A 21,081-nucleotide genomic window follows, 5' to 3' on the forward strand; every position below is an offset into this window, starting at 1 on the left:
AGCCAGCCCAGCGCGGCCAGCCAGCGCCGGCGCGCCGGCCCGCGTCCGCCCTGCCTCACGCCGGCCCTCGCGGCAGCACCACGGCAATGCTGGTGGTGCCGCCCGGGCGGCTGCTGATGGTGACCTCGCCGTCCAGGCTGAGCACCCGCTCGCGGATGCCGCGCAGGCCGAAGGAATGCGGCCGCACCTGCGCCGGGTCGAAGCCGCAGCCGTCGTCGTCGATCCGCAGTTCGCAGCAGTCGGCGCCGCAGCGCAGCACCACGTTGGTTTCGCTGGCCTCGGCGTGGCGGGCGATATTGGTCAGCGATTCCTGCACGATGCGGAACACCACGATGGCTTGCGCCTCGCTCGGCCCGCCCTGCTCCAGCGCCAGCGTCAGGCTGCAATTGAGGCCGCTGTGCTGGCGGAACTCGTCCACCAGCCACTCCAGCGCCGAGCCGATCCCCAGGTCCAGCACGGTCGGGCGCAGGGTGGTGGCGACATTGCGCACCACGCCGATGCTGCGGTCGACCAGCTCGGTCATCTCGCGCACCTGCTCGTTCAGGCCCGGCACGCTGGCGCCAAAGCGCACCCGCAGCAGCGCCGCGCGCATGCGCAGCGCCGTCAGCGACTGCCCGAGCTCGTCGTGCAGCTCGCGGGCGATGTGCTTGCGCTCGTCCTCGCGCGCGCTCTCGCGGTGGGCCGCCAGCTCGCGCACCTCGGCGGTGCGCGCCGCCACCTGGAGCTCCAGGCTGTCGCGGTATTGCTGGAGCACGCGCTCGGCCACGCGCCGCTCCTGGTTCTCGCGCGCCAGCAGGGCGTTCTGGGCGATCAGCTGGGCCTGCATGGCGGCCAGCCGCAGATGGGTGCTGACGCGCGCCAGCACCTCCTCCGACTGCAGCGGCTTGGTGACATAGTCGACCGCGCCGGCGGCGAAGCCGGCCAGCTTGTCGGCGGTGTCGCGCAGCGCCGTCATGAAGATCACCGGGATGGCCGCGTGCGGCCCGGCCTTGAGGCGGCGGCACACCTCGAAGCCGTCGATGCCGGGCAACATCACGTCCAGCAGGATCAGGTCGGGCGGCGCGAACGCCACCCGCCGCAGCGCCTCGTCGCCGCTTTGCGCCACCGTCAGCCGCAGCCCCTGCTGCTCCAGCATGGCCACCGCCAGCGTCAGGTTGGCGGGGGTGTCGTCGACGATCAGGATGGTGCGGTCGCGCAGGTCGGGCGGCAGGCTCATGGGGGCTCCAGCGGGCGGGTCTCGGGGGTTATCCGATGCTACCAGACAACGGGGCGACCGCGCCGAATTGCTGCCCCGGCCGGCCCAGGTAGGTTTCCATGTCGGCCACCGCCAGCGGCCGGCTGAACCAGTAGCCCTGGATCTCGTCGCACTGCTGGGCGCGCAGGAAGGCCAGCTGGCCGGCGGTCTCCACCCCCTCGGCGATCACCTTCAGGCCCAGCGTGTGGGCCATGGCGATGATGGCGCGCACGATGGCGGCGTCGCTGCGGTCCTGCGGCAGGCCGGCGACGAACGAGCGGTCGATCTTCAGGTAGTCGAGCGGGAAGCTCTTGAGGTAGCTCAGCGAGGAATAGCCGGTGCCGAAATCGTCCACCGCCAGCCGCACGCCGATCGCCTTGAGCGCGGCCAGGGTGCGGCGGGTGCGGCGGGCGTCCTGCATCAGCATGCTCTCGGTCAGCTCCAGCTCCAGCAGGTGCGGCGGCAGGCCGCTGCTCTGCAGGGCCACCTCGACCATGCGCACCAGGTCGGCGTCGCGGAACTGGCGCGCCGACAGGTTGACCGCCACCGGCAGCGCGGCGCCGTGGCGCGCCCGCCACGCCTGGGCCTGATGGCAGGCGCGCTCCAGCACCCACTGGCCGATTTGCAGGATCAGGCCGTTCTGCTCGGCCAGCGGGATGAATTCCGACGGCGCCACCCGGCCCAGCAGCTGGCCGTCCCAGCGCAGCAGCGCCTCCATGCCCACCGTCACGGCCGCCCCGCCCTGCACGCTGGCGCGCGGCTGGTAATGCAGCGACAGCTCGGCCAGGCGGATGGCGTGGCGCAGCGCGTTGCCGATCTCGACCCGGCGGCGGGTGGTGGTGCTCATCTCGGCGGTGAAGTGCTGGTAGCGGTGGCCGCCCTCGGCCTTGGCGCGGCACATGGCGGTGTCGACGTTGCACAGCAGGGTCTCGGCGTCGGCGCCGTCCTGCGGCGCCTGGCTGATGCCGATGCTGCACCCGACCGCCAGCTCGTAGTCGCCGAGGTCGACCGGCGCCGCCAGCAGGCGCAACAGGCGGCGCGCCAGCGGGCCGGCCGCCTGGCCGGCGCCGTCGCCGGCCAGCAGGACGGCGAACTCGTCGCCGCCGATGCGCGCCACCAGGCCGTCCGCGCCCACCGCCTGCTCCAGCAGGCGGGCGCAGGCGATCAGCAGGCGGTCGCCGAAGGCGCGCCCGAGACCGTCGTTGAGCTCGCGGAAGTGGTCCAGCCCCAGCAGCAGCACGCCCACCGTGGCGCCGCCGCCGACGGCCTGCGCCAGGCTGTCGCGGAAACTGTGCCGGTTGGGCAGTCCGGTCAGGACGTCGCGCTTGGCCAGGAAGGTCAGCTGGGCCTGGTAGTCGTGCAGGCGGGTGACGTCGCGGCCGATGCCCACCAGGTGGCGGCCGTTGCGGCTGGGCACGCGCGAGCGCACCAGGGTCAGCTGCAGGATGCTGCGCCGGCCCGGCAATTCCAGCACCAGCTCCAGCTCGACCGGCGCGCCGTCGGCCACGCAGCGCTGGCAGGCGGCCTGCAACTGCGCCCCGGCCGCCGCGCCCAGCAGCTGCGCCGCCTGCTGGCCGAGCACCGCGCTGTGCGGCAGGCCCAGCAGCTGGGCGAAGGCCGGATTGATCTGCACGTAGCGGAACTGGCCGTCGTCGCCGCCCTCCAGCAGGTACAGGGCGTCCGACACATGGTCGAAGACTTCCTGGTAGCCCAGCATGCTGGCCTGGAGCGCCAGCTCGGCCGCGTAGCGCTCGGCCAGCTCGAATTGCAGGCGGCGGTTGCTGTCCTGGAGTTCGGCGTTGCGGCGGTCGGCCTCGTCCAGCAGCTCGCGCCGCACCTGTTGCAGCTGGCGGGTCTGCTGCTGCAATTGCAGCCGCGCGTCGCGCAGCGCCAGGTGGGTGGCCACCCGCGCCGCCACCTCGTCCACCTGCAACGGCTTGGTGAGATAGTCGACCGCGCCCAGCGCGAACGCCGACAGCTTGAAGTCGGTCTGCTTGAGGGCGGTCATGAAGATCACCGGGATGTCGTCCATGCTGCCCTGCGCCCGCAGCTGGCGGCACACCTCGAAGCCATCCATCTCCGGCATCATGGCGTCCAGCAGGATCAGGTCGGGACGGGCGAAGCCGATGCGGCGCAGCGCCTCGGCGCCGCCCAGCGCCACGATGACCCGGTAGCCCAGCGATTCCAGGTGGTCGACCACGAAGCCGAGATTGGCCGGACGGTCATCGACGATCAGGATGGTGTGGCACGGGGGTGCGGTCGCCACGACGGGACTGGGGGGGTGATTCACTTATTTCTCCTTCAAGGCCACCGGGGAAATTGGCGGCGGTAGCCAGCATGCCGGGAAGCGCCGCCCCTGCCTATCGGGCGTTCTTGATTGCCGTGTAGGGCAATCAAACACGGCCGTCAGGAAATCCTGACAAAGCCGCCGCCGGCGCCGCGCCGGCCCTATGACGGGGCGGCGCCGGCGCCGGCGCAAATATTTTCGCGGCGGCGCCGCGCCGGTGCCGGCAAAAACAACGGGCGCCAATTTCCGCTTTCGCCGCCGGCCCCGGTTCGGCTAAGCTGGCGCGCCATGGCTGCCGCGTGCGGCCACGCATCCACGTCGCACAAAGGAGTTTTGTCATGAATATCGCCAACTGGAAAATCGGCATCCGTCTCGGCCTCAGCCACGCGCTGCTGCTGCTCCTGCTGACCGCGGTCGCGCTGTGCGGCCTGCAAGGCATACGGCGCTCCAACGAGGCGCTGCACCATATCGTCGACGTCAACGCCAGGAAGGTGCTGCTGCTGGAGCAGATGGCGACCCAGACCCATATCGTCTCGCGCGTGATCCGCAGCATCGCCCTGCTGGACGACGCCGGCGCGGCGGCGGTCGAGTACAACAAGGTCAAGGCCGCGCGCGAACGCTACCAGCAGGCCAGCGGCGCGCTCGAGCGCCTGCAGCTGGACAGCGACGGCCGCCGCCTGCTGGAACGCATCCGCGCGCTGCAAGCGGCGGCCGAGCCGCTCAGCGAGCAATTCCTCGCCATGAGCCACGGCGACCGCGCGCAGGCGGTCCACTTCCTGCTCAAGCAGGCCGGCCCGGCCTACACCGCCTGGCAGAGCGGCATCGACGAGTTCATCGACCTGCAGGAGAACAAAAGCCGCGCCGACGAGCAGGACGCCGAGCAGGCGGCCGAGCGCGCCAGCCGGCTGATGCTGCTGCTGGCGCTGGGCGCGCTGGCGCTGGGCGCGCTGGTGGCGTGGCGCATCAGCCGCTCGATCACCGCGCCGATCACCCAGGCCCTGATCCTGGCCCAGGCGGTGGCCGCCGGCGACCTGCGCAGCAAGGTCCAGGTCGGCGCCAGCGACGAGGCCGGGCAGCTGCTGCTGGCGCTGCGCGACATGAACGGCAGCCTGGACGGCATCGTGCGGCGGGTGCGCGACGGCGCCGACGCCATCGCCGCCGCCTCGCGCCAGATCGCCAGCGGCAACCAGGACTTGTCCAACCGCACCGAGCGTCAGGCCACCGCGCTGGAGGAGACCGCCTCCTCGATGGAGGAACTGACCAGCACCGTGCAGCAAAGCGCCGGCCAGGCGCAGCGCGCCCACCAGCTGGCGCGCACCGCCACCGAGACCGCCGCCCGCGGCGGCGCCGCCGTGGCCCAGGTGGTCGACACCATGGGCGCCATCAACGCCGCCTCCGGCAAGATCGTCGAGATCATCGGCGTGATCGACGGCATCGCCTTCCAGACCAACATCCTGGCCCTGAACGCGGCGGTGGAGGCGGCGCGCGCCGGCGAACAGGGGCGCGGCTTCGCCGTGGTGGCCAGCGAGGTGCGCGCGCTGGCGCAGCGCTCGGCCCAGGCGGCGCGCGAGATCAAGCAATTGATCGGCGATTCCGTGGCCGAGCTGGGCAAGGGCACCGCGCTGGTGCACCAGGCCGGCGCCACCATGAACGACGTGGTCAGCAGCATCAACGACGTCAACGGCATCATCGCCGAGCTGACCACCGCCAGCAACGAGCAAAGCATCGGCATCGAGCAAATCAACCAGGCCATCTGCGAAATGGACCATGTGACCCAGCAGAACGCCGCGCTGGTGGAGGAAGCGGCCGCCGCCGCGGTGGCCATGCAGGAACAGGCCGACGGCCTGGCCCACGTGGTGGCCGCCTTCAAGACCGGGGCGGCGCAGGCCGCCGACACGCTGCTGGCGCCGGCCCGCCTGGCCCTGCCGGGCGCCGCCGGGGCCCATTGACACGAGGACCATCATGAAGTGCAAAACCACCATCCGCCAGCGCCTGACCGCGACCATGACCTTGCTGGGGCTGCTGATCGTCGTCGCCGGCGTCAGCGGCCTGTACGGCATGAGCCGGGTACACGCCGCCATGGCCGACATTGAAACCAACATCATGCCGTCGATGACGGCCATCGCCGACACCCAGCTGGCGTTGTGCCGCGCCCGGCTGGTGCTGGACCGGGTGGCCATGCATCCGGAACTGCCGGAGGTGGACAAGCTGCTGGCGCGGGCGGCCAACTTCGCCACCCTGTCCGACCAGGCCTGGGGCCGCTATCTGGCGCTGCCGCAGGACGCCGAGGAGGCGCAACTGGCCGGCGAGGTGGACGCCACCCGCAAGCAATTCCTGGAGCAGGCCCTGCTGCCGCTGGTCGAGCGGCTCAAGGCCAGGGATGGCGCCGGCGCCGACCGCATCATCATGACCCGCATGCAACCCCTGTTCACCCGTTTTTCCGACAGCGCCGCCAAGCTGACCGAATTCCAGGAGCGCAGCAACCGCCAGCATTCGCTGGAGAGCCAGGCCTCGTACAGCACCCTGCGCTGGGTCACCGCCGGCGCCATCGGCGTCGGCGTGGTGCTGATCGCGCTGGCGTCGCTCGCGCTGGCGCGCGCCATCCTGCGGCCGATCCAGCAGGCCATCGCCCACTTCGACAGCATCGCCGACGGCAATCTGTCCAATCCCATCCCGACCGGCGGCCACGACGAGATGGCGCGCCTGATGCGCGGCCTGGCCGGCATGCAGGCGCGGCTGGCCAGCACGGTCGGCAAGGTGCGCGACGGCGCCGCCGCCATCGCCACCGCCACGGCGGAAATCGCCACCGGCAACGCCGACTTGTCGCGCCGCACCGAGCAGCAGGCCGCCAGCCTGGAGGAAGCGGCCGCCTCGCTGGAACAGCTGACCGCCGCCGTCAAGCACAACGCCGACCACGCGCGCCAGTCGCAGCAGCTGGCCAGCGCCGCCTCCGACGTCGCCCACAAGGGCGGCCAAATCGTCTCCGGCGTGGTCAACACCATGGACACCATCCGCGGCTCCTCCAGCCGCATCGCCGAGATCACCGGCGTGATCGACGGCATCGCCTTCCAGACCAACATCCTGGCCCTGAACGCGGCGGTGGAGGCGGCGCGCGCGGGCGAACAAGGGCGCGGCTTCGCGGTGGTCGCCGGCGAGGTGCGCAACCTGGCCCAGCGCAGCGCGGTGGCAGCGCGCGATATCAAACAACTGATCGCCGACTCGACGGCCCAGGTCGACAGCGGCAGCAAGCTGGTGGAACAGGCCGGGGTGACCATGGAGCAGATCGTCGCCAGCATCCGCCAGGTGGCCGACAGCATGAGCGCGATCAGCGCGGCGGGACAGGAACAGGAGGTGGGCATCCAGCAAATCAACCGCACCGTGGCCGAGCTGGACGGGGCCACCCAGCAGAATTCCGCGCTGGTGGAACAGGCGGCGGCGGCCTCCGAATCGCTGCGCGACCAGGCCGGCGTGCTGGCCAGCGCGGTGGGCGCCTTCCGGCTCGGCACACGCCCCTTGCTGGCCTAAAAAAAAACCCCGCCGCAGCGGGGTTTTTAACGCTTACACCTTGACGGTGTCCGCCACTTCACGGAACTCTTCGATCTGGTCGAAGTTCATGTAGCGGTAAATGTCGGCGGCGTTCTTGTCGATCACGCCGATGTGCGACATGTACTCTTCCTTGGTCGGGATGCGGCCCAGGGCCGAGCATACCGCCGCCAGTTCCGCCGAACCCAGATACACATTGGTTTCGATACCGAGACGGTTCGGGAAGTTGCGGGTCGAGGTCGACATCACGGTGGCACCCTTGCGGATCTGCGCCTGGTTGCCCATGCACAGCGAGCAGCCCGGCATTTCCATGCGGGCGCCGGTGCGGCCCAGCGTGCCGTAGTGGCCTTCGGCGGTCAGCTGCTGCGCATCCATCTTGGTCGGCGGCGCGATCCACAGGCGCACCGGGATGTCCGACTTGCCTTCCAGGACTTTCGAGGCGGCGCGGAAGTGGCCGATGTTGGTCATGCACGAGCCCACGAACACGTCGTCGATCTTGTCGCCTGCCACCTCGGCCAGGGTCTTCACGTCGTCCGGATCGTTCGGGCAGGCCACGATAGGCTCGTGGATGTCGGCCAGGTCGATCTCGATCACGGCGGCGTATTCGGCGTCGGCGTCCGGCGCCAGCAGCTGCGGGTTGGCCAGCCAGGCTTCCATGGCCTTGATGCGGCGCTCCAGCGTGCGCTTGTCCTGGTAGTTGTTGGCGATCATCCACTTCATCAGGGTGATGTTCGAGTTCATGTACTCGATGATCGGGGCTTTATCCAGGTGCACGGTGCAACCAGCGGCCGAACGTTCTGCCGACGCGTCCGACAGTTCGAACGCTTGCTCAACCTTCAGGTCTGGCAGGCCTTCGATTTCCAGGATGCGGCCGGAGAAGATGTTCTTCTTGCCTTTTTTGTCCACGGTCAGCAGGCCGGAACGGATCGCGTACAGCGGAATCGCGTTGACCAGATCGCGCAGGGTCACGCCAGGCTGCATCTTGCCTTTGAAGCGCACCAGTACCGACTCAGGCATATCCAGCGGCATCACGCCGGTGGCTGCGGCAAACGCCACCAGGCCGGAACCGGCTGGGAACGAGATACCGATAGGGAAACGGGTGTGCGAGTCGCCACCGGTGCCGACGGTGTCCGGCATCAGCAGGCGGTTCAGCCACGAGTGGATCACGCCGTCGCCCGGACGCAGGGCCACGCCGCCGCGGTTTTCGATGAAGGTTGGCAGTTCGCGGTGCATCTTCACGTCCACCACTTTCGGATAAGCGGCGGTGTGGCAGAACGATTGCATCACCAGGTCGGCCGAGAAGCCCAGGCAAGCCAGGTCTTTCAGCTCGTCGCGGGTCATCGGACCGGTGGTGTCTTGCGAGCCCACGGTGGTCATCTTCGGTTCGCAGTAGGTGCCTGGACGGATGCCCTGGCCTTCCGGCAGACCGCATGCACGGCCAACCATCTTCTGCGCCAGCGAGAAGCCCTTGCCGGTATCGACCGGGTTTTGTGGCAGGCGGAACAGGGTCGATGCTGGCAGGCCCAGCGCTTCACGCGCCTTGGTGGTCAGGCCACGGCCGATGATCAGCGGAATGCGGCCGCCGGCGCGCACTTCGTCGAACAGCACGTCGGACTTGACGGTGAATTCAGCGATGACGGCGCCGTTCTTCAGCGCTTTGCCGTCGTATGGACGCAGTTCGATCACATCGCCCATTTCCATTTGCGACACGTCCAGTTCGATTGGCAGTGCGCCAGCGTCTTCCATGGTGTTGTAGAAGATCGGAGCGATCTTGGTGCCCAGGCACACGCCGCCGAAACGCTTGTTCGGGATGAACGGAATGTCTTCGCCGGTGAACCACAGCACCGAGTTGGTGGCCGATTTACGCGAAGAACCGGTGCCGACCACGTCGCCGACGTAGGCCACCAGGTTGCCCTTGGCTTTCAGCGCTTCCAGCTGTTTCAGCGGGCCGACTTTGCCCGGCTCTTCTGGGTTGATGCCTGGACGCGGGTTTTTCAGCATCGCCAGCGCGTGCATCGGGATGTCCGGACGGGTGGTCGCGTCTGGTGCTGGCGACAGGTCGTCGGTGTTGGTTTCGCCGGAGACCTTGAACACGGTCAGGGTCAGGCTTTGCGGTACTTCAGGACGCGAGGTGAACCACTCGGCGTCGGCCCACGATTGCAGCACGGCCTTGGCGCGCGCGCTGCCCTGGTCGGCCAGTTCCTTGACGTCGTGGAAGTAGTCGAACATCAGCAGGGTTTTCTTCAGGCCCTCGGCCGCCACGTCGCCGACAACGGCGTCGTCCAGCAGCTCGATCATCGGCTTGATGTTGAAGCCGCCCAGCATGGTGCCCAGCAGCCGGGTCGCCAGTTCGCGCGAAATCAGCGGCGAGGTTTCCGTGCCTTTGGCCACGGCGGTCAGGAAGGCCGCTTTGACCTTGGCCGCATCGTCCACACCGGCGGGCACGCGGTTGGTGATCAGCTCGACCAGGAATTGTTCTTCGCCGGCTGGCGGGTTCTTCAGGAGTTCAACCAGGTCGGTGGTCTGGGCGGCCGACAGCGGCAGCGGTGGGATACCGAGGGTTGCACGTTCGGCAACGTGGGCACGATAAGCAGCTAGCATGATAGTTCTCGTCAGGTTGATTGCAGGGCAGGCGTTGATCGACCGCCTGTACTGGCCGTTATTATACACCGACAACTCTTATATAAGACATATAATAGGAGAGGCCACGCGCTTTTTGCCACATTCGCTTGAGGCCGGCCGCCGTTCCGGTATATTCTCAAGCTTAGTGACGACAGCCCACCACCGCGGAGGTGCTCAAGATGACGGAAAGATTGAAGCCCGAGCAAGAGAATCCAGCGCCGGCGCCGCCCGCCCTGCCATTCCGCACCCTGCTCTACCGGTTCATGTTCTTCGACTGGCTGTTTCGCGACGTCAGCGCGGCGCGCAACCGCTTCGAGCGGCACGCCGCGCTCCAGCACAACAAATACATGAGCCGCTACCTGCCGGTCTACCTGCGCCGCTGGAGCGTGCTGGCCACCTTCGACTTCGGGCTCGGCTTCCTGTTCGAGCGCGGCTTGCAGGCCACCGCGCTGTCGGCCTGCTTTTTCACCTGGTCGTGCATGACCGTCACCGGCATGGTGGTGATCGTGGTGGCGTGGCTGCTGCTGACCTTCGGCCGGTTTTCCTGAGCCGCCGCCAGCAGGCTGGCCAGCACCACCGGCCGGCCCGACAGATAGCCCTGCACCTGGGTGCAGTCGAACTGGCGCAGGAAGCCCAGCTGTGTCGCGCTCTCCACCCCTTCGGCGATCACCCGCAACCGCATGTTCAGGCCAAGGTCGATGATGGTGCGGACGATGGCGCAATCGTCGCGGTCGTGCGGCACGCCCTGCAGGAACACGCGGTCGATCTTGATCGAGCTGATCGGCAAGGTCTTGAGCAGCGACAGCGAGGAATAGCCCATGCCAAAGTCGTCCAGGCTGATTTCAAAACCCAGCCGCACCAGCTCGCGCATGATGGGCAGAGTCTTGTCGATGCGCCGCATGATCACGCCCTCGGTCAGCTCCAGGCAGATGCGCGACGGCGCGATGCCGGCCGCGCCGACAATCGCCATCAGTTCGCGCGGCAAATCGTCGTCGAGGAATTCCGGCGCCGCCATGTTGACGTGCACCTGGATGTCCGGCATGCCGGCCGCCTGCAAGCGCGGCAGGTCGCGGCACACCTGTTCGATCACCCAGCGGCCGATGAACACGATCAGCCGGCTTTGCTCGGCCACCGGGATGAACTGGTCCGGCGGCACCACCGTGCCGTCGGCCTTGCGCCAGCGGATCAGCGCCTCCAGCGCCACCGTGCGCTCGTGCCGCAGGTCGCGGATCGGCTGGTATTCCAGGAAGAATTCGTTGCGCTGCAAGGCGTCCTGCAAGGCCGACAGCATCAGCAGCTGCGCCGCCACCACGCGCTGCTGGGTATCGCTCTCGTGGCAGAAATAGCTGACCAGGTTGCGGCCGTTGCGCTTGCTCAGGTACATGGCGGCGTCGGCCGCGTGCAGCAACTGGGCCGTATCGACGCCGTGCAGCGGAAACATGCTGACGCCAATGCTGGCCGAGACCGATAAGTCATGCCCCATGTAATTGAAGCGCGCGCGGGCCGCGTCCAGCACGGCGGCGGACAGGGCGTCGAGCGCCCGCTGGTCCCAGCCGGGCGGCGCCATCAGGGCGAACTCATCGCCGCCCAGGCGGGCCACGCGCGCGCCGGCCGGCGCCAGCTGGCGCAGGCGCTCGGCGAATTCGCACAGCACCAGGTTGCCGGCCGCGTGGCCAAAGCCATCGTTGATCGGCTTGAACTGGTCGAGGTCGATGTACATCAGGCCGAACGGCTCGCCTTGGGCGCAGGCCGCGTCGAGCAGCGCGTGGAAATGGGCGCGGTTGAACAGGCCGGTCATTTCATCGGTCTGCGCCAGCACCCGCACGCGTTCCTGCTGCACCATGCGCTGGCCGGTCTGGGCGATCAGGGCGCTGATCGATTCCGCCAGTCCCGGCAGCTGCGCCTCGCGCTGGCGCGGTTCGTTGCTGAAGAATTCCAGCACGCCGGCGCTGTGCAGGCGGCCATCGCCGGCCACATAGGTCACCGGGAAGAAGAAGCCCGATTGCAGGCCGCAATGCCGGGCCGCCCGCACGCGCGCATCGCTGTGCTCGCCGCTGGCGTCGACCCACAGCGACTGCCCGCTCCGCCAGGCCTGGCCGACCGCGCCCTGCCCCGGCGCCACCACCAGCGTGGTGGCGGCGCTGCGGAAGGGCGAGTAGTCGCGCTCCGGCGCGTGCCAGATGTGGCGGCAGCGCAGCGCCTCGGCCGCGCCGTGGCGCTCCAGCGCCCAGAACGCGCCCCATTCCCAGCCCAGTTCCTCGCACACCAGATGGATGATCTTGTAGACCGCCTCGTCCAGCGTGTCGGTGCCGATCAGGTACTGGGTCAGGGCGAAGTTGAAGCGCTCGCGCAGGGCGGCGCGCTTGATGGTGGTGATGTCGGTCAGCATGCCGGTGGCCACCATGCGCTGCTCCGCCGCCACCGATTGCAGGCGCAGCCAGCGCACGCCCTGCTCGCGCTCGACCAGGCGGAACTCGCAACTGACCGCCGCCCCGCTGGTGACGATGGCCGACAGCGCGCCGTCCAGCAGTTGCCGGTCCTCCGGCACCACCCGCTCGATCCACGGCGTCTCGTCGCCGGACTCCGCGCCCAGCAGGCGCATGGCCATGGCGGACAGGCACAGATGCGGCGCGCCGCGCACCATGGACCAGCGTCCGAGTCCGGCAAGCGCATCGATGGGATCGCGGTAAGCGGCGGTGGCGCACTGCGGGCACAGATTGCCCAGGTCATTCTGCATTAGCTCGTTCCGAATAAGGTCACAGATCAGCGGCTGGCGCACCAAAGCGGGGCTGTCCAGGCCGGCCCGTGACTGGCGAAGCAGTATTCATGCCAGCTATGAAAACGTTACCACTTGCATTGTGTGGTTATTTTGCTGTCAAGACCTGTTTAGTGACTGAGGTTAAACAGCGACATTTGGCGCACATAGATTTGTTCGGTGCTCGTATTAATGTTAGCGTTCCAATACCGGCACTTGATGCCGGATATAAAAGAGGGAGAGACACCGTGAAAACGCCACACCAGAAGACCATTCCATTTGCCCTGTCGTTCGAGGCACGCGCTACCACCGGCTTTCGTTCGTGCATGAATGAAAACGTTGTCATGGCCAGCCCGCTCTGAACCATCGCGACAGGAGACAACATGAGCAGCAATGACACGCAAGGCGGCGCGATCCGCAGGATCGTCATCGTCGGTGGCGGCACGGCAGGCTGGATGACGGCCGCGCCGCTGGCCCAGCGCTTGGCGCGCCACCCCACCCAGCCCTGCGAGATCACCCTGGTGGAATCGCCCGAGATCGGCACCATCGGGGTCGGCGAGGCCACCCTGCCGACGATCCGCTTCTACAACAACGCGCTGGGCCTGGATGGCGCCGACTTTGTGGCCAAGACCCAGGCCAGCTTCAAGCTGGGGATCGAATTCAAGGACTGGGGCCACCTCGGCAACCGCTTCTTCCACCAGTTCGGCGACTTCGGCCCGCCGCTGGCCGGCATCAGCGCGCATCACCACTGGCTGCGCCTCGGCCAGGCATTTGACCAGATGCCGGAGATCGAGCACTGGTCGCTGGCCTCGGTCATGGCCAGCCAGAACAAGTTCCTGCCGCCCAGCGAGGACACCCCGGGCCTGACCGACGCCTATTCCTACGGTTTCCATTTCGACGCCAGCCTGTACGCCGCCTATCTGCGCGACTACGCCGTGGCGCGCGGCGCCCAGCGCGTCGAAGGCATGATCGTCGAGGTCGAGCAACATCCCGAGACCGGCTTCGTCACCGCCGTCAAGCTGCGCGACGGCCGCCGCATCGAGGGCGACCTGTTTGTCGATTGCTCGGGCTTCCGCGGCCTGTTGATCGAAGGCGCGCTGCAGGCCGGCTACGAGGACTGGAGCGACTACCTGCCCTGCAACAGCGCGCTGGCCGTGCCCTGCGCCTCGGTGCAAAAACTGACGCCCTACACCCGCTCCACCGCGCAGGAAGCCGGCTGGACCTGGCGCATTCCGCTGCAACACCGCACCGGCAACGGCTATGTGTACAGCAACAACTTCACCAGCGACGAGCAGGCGCGCCGCGTGCTGCTGGACGCCATCGACGGCGCGGCGCTGGACGAGCCGCGCCAGATCCGCTTCGTCACCGGACGGCGCCGCAAGTCGTGGATCAAGAACGTGGTCGCGATCGGCCTGTCGGCCGGCTTCGTCGAGCCGCTGGAATCGACCAGCATCAACCTGATCGAAACGGCGGTCGGCAAGCTGGTGGAGCTGTTCCCCGACCGCGATTGCAGCCCGGCGCTGGCCGACGAATTCAACCGCATCATGGGCATCCGCTACGAATCGGTGCGCGACTTCATCATCCTGCACTACAAGCTGACCAAGCGCGACGACTCGGCGTTCTGGCGCCACTGCGCCAACCTGGCGATACCGGATTCGCTGCGCCACCAGATCGAGCTGTTCCGCGAAACCGGGCGCGTCGCCATCCTCGACCGCGCCGGCTTCGCCGAGCCGTCGTTCGTGGCCATGATGATGGGCCTGGGCGTGACGCCCAAGCGTTACGACCCGCTGGCCGACCGCGTCGACATGCGCGTGGTGCACGGCCACTTTGCCCAGCTGCGCGACATGATCGCGCAGACGACGGCGCGCATGCCGGACCACGGCGCGTATGTGGCGGGCCAGGCCACGCGGGCGGCGCCGCGCGCGGCCGCATGACATGCATATCCAATCACCACACTGAGGGAGGCAGCAATTTTTCCAACTAGCACTGGGCGCTGTATGAAGTACGCAGTACAAAACATCTATAAATGGGAGTGAGACAAATTGGTTAAGTTACAGAAAACCGCGATCGCCGCAGCAGTGGCACAACTTGTCGTGTTGCATGCCAGCCCGGCATGGGCGCAAACGGCGGACGCCCCCGCCACCACCACGGTGGTGGTGAGCGGCCAGCGCGCCGCGCTGCAATCGGCACAAAAACTCAAGCAGGAATCGGACGAGATCGTCGATTCCATCGTCGCCGAGGACATCGGCAAGCTGCCGGACCGTTCGGTCACCGAGGTGCTGCAACGCATCGCCGGCGTCACCATCGACCGCAACATGGCGGGCGACCCGAACCGCCAGTCGGTCGAGGGCTCGGGCGTCTCCGTGCGCGGCCTGACCTATGTGCGTTCGGAAGTCAACGGCCGCGACGCCTTCTCGGCCGGCGGCGGCCGCTCGCTCGGCTTCGCCGACGTGGCGCCCGAGCTGATGGCCGGCGTCGACGTCTACAAGAACCCGTCCGCCGAACAGGTTGAAGGCGCGGTCGCCGCGCTGGTCAATCTGCGCACCGCCCTGCCGTTCGACTACAAGGGCTTCAAGGGCGTGATGGGCGTGTCGGAATCGTATTCCACCCTGCGCAAGGGCAAGCCCTCGCCGACCGGCACCCTGCTGCTGTCGAACCGCTGGACCACCGGGATCGGCGAGATCGGCGCCCTGATCGACATCGCCCACGCCAAGAGCCCGAGCCGCTCGGACGGCGTCGGCGTCGACCCTTACTTCCCGCACGTGAACTCGACCGACCCGGCCCTGTACGACCGCAGCAAGACGCAGTGGATTCCGCTCGGCGTCGGCTACCGCTCGCAGGACTTCGACCGCACCCGCCGCGGCGACTACGCCGCCCTCCAGTGGCGCCCGAACCGCGACCTGACCAGCACCCTGACCTACTTCAAGACCAGGTACAAGGAAGACCTGGACGAGCACGTCGTGGCGTCGTCCGAAGACAAGTGGTACCAGCAGGTGGCCAGCAGCAACGCGGTGTTCGACAAGAACGGCGCGTTCCAGAGCGGCACCATCTCCAACCCGACCTATGGCGGTTCGCCGTTCAACAGCTCGCAGCGCATCAACACGCGTGAGTCGGGCACCCGCGACATCTCGCTGAACGTCCAGTGGCGCGCCACGCCGTCGCTGACCTGGACCAATGATTTCCAGCACGTGCGCTCGACCACCGAGGGCTTCGACGCCGACGTCTCGACCGGCTTCATCCTGCCGAACCAGACCATGGACATGACCGGCAGCGTGCCGCAGATCAACCTGGGCTCGGCGGCCTACATGGCCGACCCGAAAAACTACTACTGGGCCTACACCCAGGAGGCGCTGGACCGCGCCCACGCGACCCAGAAGGCCTGGAAGTCCGACTTCAAGTACACCTTCGACGATCCGGTGCTGCGCGACGTCCGCTTCGGCGTGCGCTTCACCGACCGCGAGGGCGTGAACAACAAGGCCCAGAAGTTCTACAACTGGCAGGGCATCACCTTCCCGTGGATGGAGGGCTGGCAGATCCCGCACGTGGCGCGCCTGAACGATCCGCGCTTCGCCGGCGGCGCCTCGCTGCAAACCATCGACAACTTCTTCGGCGGCAAATACAACCTGCCGCCGATGCTGTTCGCCAACGAGGCGACGGTGCGCGGCTTCCCACAGGAATGGAGCAAGATCCACGCCTACCACGACGTCCTGTGCGCCGAGCAATCGGCGGCCCAGGGCTGGGGCACCTGCGACACGTGGAAACCGGCCACCTTCAACGATCCGGCCGCCACCAACACGCAGAAGGAACGCACCAACGCGGCCTACGGCCAGTTGCGCTTCGGCTGGGATGATCTGAAGTACCCGATCGACGGTAACGTCGGCCTGCGCTACGTGCGCACCAACGGCTCGGGCAGCGGCTACGTCGCCTTCACGCCACCGTCCACCCCGACCATCCCGGCCGGCGCCAACGCCACCGGCCAGGACAAGCTGATCAACATCGCCGCGTTCGCCGAATCGCAGTCGTACAAGAACTCCTACGGCAACTGGCTGCCGAGCCTGAACCTGCGCATGAAGGCCCGCGACGACCTGCAATTCCGCTTCGCCCTGGCGCGCGGCATGTCGCGTCCGGACTTCAACCAGCTCCAGGTGCAGACCACGCTCAACGCCCAGCACTTGCAGACCGTCACCAAGGACGCCGCCGGCAACACCATCGGCGTGCGCTTCGACGGCACCAGCCTGACCGGCACCAGCGACGGCAACCCGATGCTGAAGCCGACCATGTCGACCAACGTCGACCTGACCGCCGAGTGGTACTTCGCCAAGGCCGGTTCGCTGACCTTCTCGGCGTTCAACAAGGACCTCAAAGACATCATCATGACGCAGAACTATTCGTACACTGCGAAAGATGTCACCGGCAAGCCGCAAACCTTCGTGGTCACCGGTCCGGTCAACGGCGCCAATGGCTACGCGCGCGGTTTCGAGATCGCTCACCAGCAGTACTACGACTTCGTGCCTGACTGGCTGCGCGGCATCGGCACCCAGGCCAGCTGGACTTACGTGGACAGCGAGCGCACCCTGAAGAAGCCGGTGTTTGAAGCATGGTGCTCGGGCAACGACGCCTCGTCCAACTTCAACCTGAGCATCAACGGCTGCGATACCGACGCGCGCGCGTTCGGCAAGACCCCGCTGCAAGGCCTGTCGCGCAACACCATCAACTTCGCGATCATGTACGAGCAGCACGGTTTGTCGATGCGCCTGGCGTACAACTGGCGCTCGCGCTACCTGCTGGGCGTGAACCAGTGGGGCAGCCGCGGCAACAACGGCCTGAACACCAATCCGGACTCCGGTGCCGGCCGCTTCCTGATCCCGACCACCAACAACGACCAGGCCTTCGGCTTGCCGTTGTACCAGGCGGCCTACGGCCAGGTGGACGCGTCGATCTTCTATGACTTCACGGACAAGTTCCGTGTCGGCCTGGAAGGCACCAACCTGACCAACACGTACACGCGTCAGATCATGGAACAGCACGCGGGCAACTTCACCCGCCAGGTGTTCATGAGCGGTCCGCGCTACACCCTGCTGGCACAGTACTCGTTCTAAGCTGTAACAACTCCGACCACCGCCGCAGCCCGCGAGGGCCCGGCGGTTTTTTTTGGTTCTTCACGGATTACCGGGAAAAGCGGCTTTGATCTTGAGGAAGAAGAATTCGGAGCGCGCCATGGCGTGCCAAATGCGCCAAGCCGATCGCCAGCGCCAGGGATCGACTGGCGTCCAGAGTTCCTTCAAGCTCGCCTTCATTACATAGACAGTCATCAGTGTCTGGTTCGCCGCCAGAAGCTCGGCCAGTTTCGGGACCTGCTCTGATGGCACATTGCCCAAATTGCGCAATAGCAGCCAACGGGCGCGCTTCACATACTGGCGAGCCGCTTTATCATCACGCAACCGGTTCGCCTCATCGACCCGCACCCGGTCAATAACCTCGCGCCCATATTTGGCGATGACATGGAACAGGTCATACACGACCCTGGCCCTTCGGCAATGATGCTTTACCTCCAGATCAAACGCGGTATTCATATCCATCGCCACCACCTGGATGCGCCGGCAGCGATCAGGGCCAAGCCAGACAAAGAATGGCCGGATCGCTTCTCGGCTGCGCCCTCGGCCATCGGCAAGTCACGCACCGTCCGCCAGATGGTTTCATGGATGACCGAGGCGTGCGCACCGCAATGCGAGCAGACTAGCAGATGGGCAGGATCGGTAACTAGCCGCAGGTGTGGCCGCTTGCCGGCAACTTCCATGGACGAGATGAGAAAGCCTTCCCAGGACGGAAGGCTAAGACTATGATTTGGCATGAGAGCAGTAGGTTGGTTAGCGGGTTTGGTCGCACAAACACAATAACTCTTCCTTACTGCTTTCTTGCGTTTACAGCAGGGTCATCCCGGTAATCCGTGAAGAACTTTTTTGACTGGCGATATTGCCGGCGCCGCGCCGCGTGGCGGGGCTGCCGATCAGCAGCCGCTGGTATTCGCCTTGATCACCGGTACGCCGGTACCGTTATACGTGTATTGGACCGAGCACTGCGTCGGCGTCGGCGCGCTCTCGATGCGCCATCCCGCGTCGCCGCCCGGTATCTTGCTATTGCCGAAACCATAGAAGGTATAGCCATCGAACTGCACCGCCGCGGTGGAGAGATAACAACCGGCGCCGGGCGCCGTCATCCCCTCGATCAAGGCGCCGACGCCATCGCACCAGCGGTCCGGATAGCCGTTCCATACACGGACCTGGGTGCCGCCGTCCAGGCTGACAAACGTCACGCCGGCGATCCCGCTCGCGCTGCCCGCCCCGCGGATGGCGATCAGTCCCCTCGCCGTGCTGGTGGCGGTGGTGACCGATCCGGCCAGCGCGCGGATGGACGCCGCCCGCGCGGACGAGCCGAAGTCCGCCATTTTGGGCAGCGCCACGGCGGACAAGATGCCGAGAATGACGATCACGACGATTAATTCGATCAGCGTGAAGCCGCTGGCCCGCGCCACCCGATTGAATCCCATTGCGTTGAAATTTCGATACATGCCGGATACCCAAAAATGAGGCGAAGGATGCCTAGCATTATCCTACTCCTGCAGGCCGGCATAATCGATCAGGCGCGGCCGATTTTTCTGTAAGGAAATCCCGAGTCTCCCCTGTCCGGCACCTGCCGACCGTCGTCGCGCCGCCTAATACGCGACGCTAAAGCGCCGGCGCGGGTGGGCCGGCCGCTCCAGTTCATCCAGCATCGCCACCGCATAATCCTGCACGGAAATACGGCTCTGGCCTTGCGCATCGGTCAGCAGCTGGTCGCCGCCGACGCGGAACTTGCCGGTACGCTCGCCCGGCTCGATCAGGGCCGCCGGGCTGAGGAAGGTCCAATCCAGTTCCGCTTCCGCGCGCAGTTTGCGCAGCGTGTCGCGCGCGCCCAACGCCGAGGCTTTCCACTGCGCCGGGAACTCCGGCGTATCGACCAGTTGCACGCCGGGCGCCACCTCCAGGCTGCCGGCGCCGCCGACCACCAGCAGGCGCGGCACGCGGGCCTGCCGGGCCGCGCCAATGATCGCGTCCGAGCCGCGCCCGTAGTATTCGCGCACGTCTTGCCGCGCATGGCCGCTGAAGGCGCTGATGACCGCCTCGTGGCCGGCCAGTTCGGCGGCCAGCCGCCGCTGGTCGAGCACATCGGCGCCCACCACCGTCAGGCCCGGCCGCGGCGCGAGCCGCTCGGGACGGCTAACCAGGGCCGTCACCTGGTGGCCGCGCGAGAGCGCCTCCGCCAGTAGGCCGTTGCCGACGAAGCCGGTAGCGCCGATCAATGCGATTTTCATCTGAAACTCCTGATTGTTGAAGAGGGATTGAGTATGAAGGCTTTACGATGACCCTATAAGAGGGCAAAATTCACAATCACCATGAAGCAATCCTTAACAATCGACCGTCTGAAGCGCATGGCCATCTTCGCCCACGTGGTGGAGGCCGGCTCCATGAGCGCGGCCGCGCGCGAACTGGACATGACCACCTCGGCGGTCAGCCAGCAAATCCGCCAGCTGGAGGCGGAAACCGGCCTGGTCCTGCTGCACCGCTCGACCCGGCGCCTGAACACCACGGAGGCGGGCCAGGTCTACTATGAAGATTGCGCCGCCATGCTGCTGGCGGCGCAGGCGGCCGAGCAGCGCCTGTCGGACCTGCGCGACGAGCCGCGCGGCGAATTGCGGATCGCCTTCCCGGTCGGCTTCAGCGCGCACCTGGCGGCGGCCTTGACACCCCTGCTGCGCGCCCATCCGCGCCTGTCGCTACGCCTGTTCGCCGAGGACCGCCGCGCGGACCTGATCGCCGAGCGCATCGACTTGGCCATCCGGGTCGGCACGCTTGCCGACTCCACCCTGGTGGCGCGTCGCCTGACCGAATGGCGCCACCTGCTGGTGGCCGGCGCCGCGTTCGCGCGGGAGCGCGGCCTACCGCAGGCCCCAGCCGACTTGGCCCGGTTCCCGGTGCTCAACCTGAGCGTGAGCCACCAGGCCGAGTTCATCGAGTTGCAGCGGCCGGGCGCGCCCGCGCAGCGCGTGCGCGTCAACGGCCCGGTGGTGGGCAACAGCTTTATCGCGCTCCGGCAGCTCATGTTGCAGGGGGCCGGCATCATGCGCATGCCCGCCCCGGATGCGGCGCCGCTGATCGCGGCGGGACGGGCGGTGCAGGTGTTGCCGGGCTGGTCGATGCCGCCGCTGGGGGTCTATGGGGTGACCGTGCGGCGCGACGCGCAGCCCGCCAAGGTGCGGCTGGCGATCGCGGCGCTCCGGGCCTACCTTGAGACAACCTGTTAGCGCATGGCTGGTCGCGCCGCGGGGGCCGCCGGCATCCTGGCCCCGCGCGCGCTCAACCGGTCACAGGACCAGCTGGTGCTTGTGGATCACCCAGCGCAGCGCGGCGTGGGCGCCGTCGAAGTCGCGCAGGTCGAGGCAACGCTGGATCGCCTCGGCATCCCAGCCGTCAAAGGTGGCGGCGAACTCCGGCGCCCAGGCGGCAAACAAGCTGACCGCCCGCTCGTCGCCGGCGCGCAACGCCTGGTCCAGCCGCCGCAACTCGTCCAGCCAGGCGGCGGGCGCGCGGGCGGCGCCGCCGG

At 67.3% G+C, this 21,081-nt stretch carries 13 protein-coding genes and 1 pseudogene; 6 read left to right on the plus strand and 8 right to left on the minus strand.

The features are described 5' to 3' along the window. Positions 1–55: 55 nt before the first annotated feature. Together GM676_RS29870 and GM676_RS29875 are read right to left on the minus strand one after the other, a co-directional pair. A complete protein-coding gene (locus GM676_RS29870; protein WP_155468155.1) occupies positions 56–1,216 on the minus strand; it encodes an ATP-binding response regulator in 1,161 nt (386 codons plus the stop codon). A 28-nt stretch (positions 1,217–1,244) separates the two neighbouring features. Then, entirely contained in the window at positions 1,245–3,524 is a 2,280-nt protein-coding gene (locus GM676_RS29875) for a two-component system response regulator (protein WP_155468157.1), read from the minus strand. Between the two features lie 335 nt (positions 3,525–3,859). Between GM676_RS29875 and GM676_RS32845 the strand changes: the two genes are divergently transcribed. Both GM676_RS32845 and GM676_RS32850 read left to right on the plus strand, forming a co-directional pair. Further along, positions 3,860–5,470, plus strand: coding sequence for a methyl-accepting chemotaxis protein (locus tag GM676_RS32845; protein ID WP_155468159.1), 1,611 nt, complete (start codon positions 3,860–3,862; stop codon positions 5,468–5,470). Between the two features lie 13 nt (positions 5,471–5,483). Next, on the plus strand, positions 5,484–7,046 hold the full coding sequence (locus tag GM676_RS32850; protein WP_155468161.1) for a methyl-accepting chemotaxis protein: 1,563 nt from the start codon (positions 5,484–5,486) through the stop codon (positions 7,044–7,046). A 33-nt stretch (positions 7,047–7,079) separates the two neighbouring features. On the opposite strand, the gene GM676_RS29890 is transcribed toward GM676_RS32850, so the two are convergent. After that, positions 7,080–9,665: a bifunctional aconitate hydratase 2/2-methylisocitrate dehydratase gene (locus GM676_RS29890; RefSeq protein WP_155468163.1), complete on the minus strand. Its 2,586-nt coding sequence runs from the start codon at positions 9,663–9,665 to the stop codon at positions 7,080–7,082. Positions 9,666–10,053: 388 nt separating this feature from the next. Continuing rightward, positions 10,054–12,423 (minus strand): putative bifunctional diguanylate cyclase/phosphodiesterase, encoded by a 2,370-nt coding sequence (locus GM676_RS29900; protein ID WP_155468167.1) that lies wholly within the window; start codon positions 12,421–12,423, stop codon positions 10,054–10,056. Positions 12,424–12,491: 68 nt separating this feature from the next. Here GM676_RS29900 and GM676_RS29905 point away from each other — a divergent pair, with 68 nt between their 5' ends. The 3 genes from GM676_RS29905 to GM676_RS29915 all read left to right on the plus strand — a co-directional run bounded on the left by GM676_RS29905 (position 12,492) and on the right by GM676_RS29915 (position 17,540). Further along, positions 12,492–12,803: a hypothetical protein gene (locus tag GM676_RS29905; RefSeq protein ID WP_170304387.1), complete on the plus strand. Its 312-nt coding sequence runs from the start codon at positions 12,492–12,494 to the stop codon at positions 12,801–12,803. 21 nt (positions 12,804–12,824) lie between these two features. Continuing rightward, positions 12,825–14,375 carry a tryptophan halogenase family protein gene (locus GM676_RS29910; RefSeq protein WP_155468171.1) on the plus strand — a complete coding sequence of 517 codons (1,551 nt, stop codon included), beginning with the start codon at positions 12,825–12,827 and terminating at the stop codon, positions 14,373–14,375. 108 nt (positions 14,376–14,483) lie between these two features. Beyond that, positions 14,484–17,540: a TonB-dependent receptor gene (locus GM676_RS29915; protein ID WP_155468173.1), complete on the plus strand. Its 3,057-nt coding sequence runs from the start codon at positions 14,484–14,486 to the stop codon at positions 17,538–17,540. A 60-nt stretch (positions 17,541–17,600) separates the two neighbouring features. Here the strand turns inward: GM676_RS29915 and GM676_RS31900 are convergent. The 3 genes and pseudogenes from GM676_RS31900 to GM676_RS29930 form a co-directional block, all read right to left on the minus strand. Next, positions 17,601–18,104 (minus strand): annotated as a pseudogene (locus tag GM676_RS31900) (ISL3 family transposase); the annotation flags it as partial. Between the two features lie 344 nt (positions 18,105–18,448). Then, the gene (locus GM676_RS32495; protein WP_229262923.1) at positions 18,449–18,988 is read right to left on the minus strand and encodes a pilus assembly FimT family protein; all 540 of its coding nucleotides are present in this window, start codon (positions 18,986–18,988) and stop codon (positions 18,449–18,451) included. Positions 18,989–19,153: 165 nt separating this feature from the next. Continuing rightward, positions 19,154–19,792 carry an NAD(P)-dependent oxidoreductase gene (locus GM676_RS29930; RefSeq protein ID WP_155468175.1) on the minus strand — a complete coding sequence of 213 codons (639 nt, stop codon included), beginning with the start codon at positions 19,790–19,792 and terminating at the stop codon, positions 19,154–19,156. 81 nt (positions 19,793–19,873) lie between these two features. Between GM676_RS29930 and GM676_RS29935 the strand changes: the two genes are divergently transcribed. Next, a complete protein-coding gene (locus GM676_RS29935; RefSeq protein WP_155468177.1) occupies positions 19,874–20,782 on the plus strand; it encodes a LysR family transcriptional regulator in 909 nt (302 codons plus the stop codon). Between the two features lie 60 nt (positions 20,783–20,842). Here GM676_RS29935 and GM676_RS31660 read toward each other — a convergent pair. Continuing rightward, on the minus strand, positions 20,843–21,081 hold a 239-nt coding region (locus GM676_RS31660), incomplete at its 5' end, for a hypothetical protein (protein WP_170304388.1).

Origin of the sequence: Duganella radicis (assembly GCF_009720825.1) — a bacterium.
In the GTDB taxonomy this organism is placed as follows: Bacteria; Pseudomonadota; Gammaproteobacteria; order Burkholderiales; family Burkholderiaceae_D; genus Rugamonas; species Rugamonas radicis.